Origin of the sequence: Streptomyces sp. NPDC048434 (assembly GCF_043200375.1) — a bacterium.
GTDB lineage: Bacteria > Actinomycetota > Actinomycetes > Streptomycetales > Streptomycetaceae > Streptomyces.
This window is the reverse complement of sequence record NZ_JBICXQ010000095.1, coordinates 1-1,268: the sequence shown is the minus strand read 5'-3', so window position 1 is coordinate 1,268 and position 1,268 is coordinate 1. Positions and strand designations below refer to the sequence as shown.

Sequence of the window (1,268 nt, the reverse complement as noted above, 5' to 3'; positions counted from 1 at the left end):
AGTCGTTGAGGAGGTCCCGTGGACAGTGGCCGGCCGGCGGAAGCCGAGGCGGTGCGCGGTACCACGGCGACGTGGGCGGACGGCGCAAGCGTGCATCTGATGGGCCGTGAACAGGAGTTGGGGGAGTTCGAGCGCTGCCTGGACGACCCGGACGGATCCGGCCTGGTGCTCGTCCACGGAGAACGGGGCGCGGGGCGCAGCGCGTTCGCGCACGCAACCGCCGAACGGCTACGTGCGCGGGATCACATGGTCCTGCCGCTGGTCTGCGTGCGCGGCGACCAGGATCGTCCGCTCCTGCTGGCGTTGCGGATGGTCACCGCGGTGCGGGAGCACCGGTCGGTCAACGGGAGGCAGCCTGCGGCCGGCCGGGCGGACCTGGACGCCGAGGTGCTGGCCGCCACGGAGAAGGGGGAGCGGGCGGCGCTCGCCGACGCGCTGGTGTCCGTGCTGACACACGCGGCGCCCGTGGCCGTGGTGGTGGACGACGCGCAGTACGCCGACGCGGCGTCCCTCGACGTCCTGGGAGTCGTCGCCGCCCGGCACCTCCCGGAGGTCCGGCTGGTGATCACGTCGGTACGGCACGCCACCGGAGCCGGCGACGCCGCGTCCGGCCGCCGGCAAGACCGCGCCGTCACACTGTTGGCGCAGGCGGACAAGGCGCTGACGATCGAGCTGCCACGCCTGACACGACCTCAGATCGCCGACATGGTGGCGCGGCGGTCGCAGGCGGTGCCCGACCCGGCCCTGGTGGAGCGCGTCCTCGGGCTGACCCGCGGGATTCCCGCAGCCGCCGACGCGCTGCTCACCGAGTGGTCGCGGCGGGACGCGGTGCGGATCGCCGACGGGCACGCCTTCCTCGCCGCGGGCGCGCCGGTGCCGGTGCTGCCCGATGAGGACCGGTTCATCAGGGCGCTGCACGAGCTCGGTGAACCGTGCCGGACGACGGCGGCGGCGTTGAGCGTGCTGTGGCCGCTCGGCCGGACGGCGATGACGCTGGTGGCCGAGACCACCGGTCTGTCCGACCGGCAGGTCGCCGACGGCGTGCGCCGCCTGATCGCCGCGGGACTCCTCGACGAACTGCCCGGCGAGGACAGCGGCGCTCCCCGGGGCTGGGCTTTCCGGTCGCCTCTGGTGGAGCACGCCACGCGGGGACGGCTCGGGCCCCTGGAACGCGGCCGGATGTCCGCCGCCGCGGTGGAGGCGCTCTGGGCGGCGCGGGACAACGCGGACGCCGCGGCGGCCCCGCACCGGCCGGCCGTGCTCGTCGA

At 75.4% G+C, this 1,268-nt stretch carries 1 protein-coding gene; it reads left to right on the top strand.

Annotated elements, in window-relative coordinates:
- Positions 1-18: 18 nt before the first annotated feature.
- Positions 19-1,268 (top strand): AAA family ATPase (locus tag ACGFWI_RS39025; protein ID WP_393910804.1); only part of this gene is annotated, 1,250 nt, incomplete at its 3' end.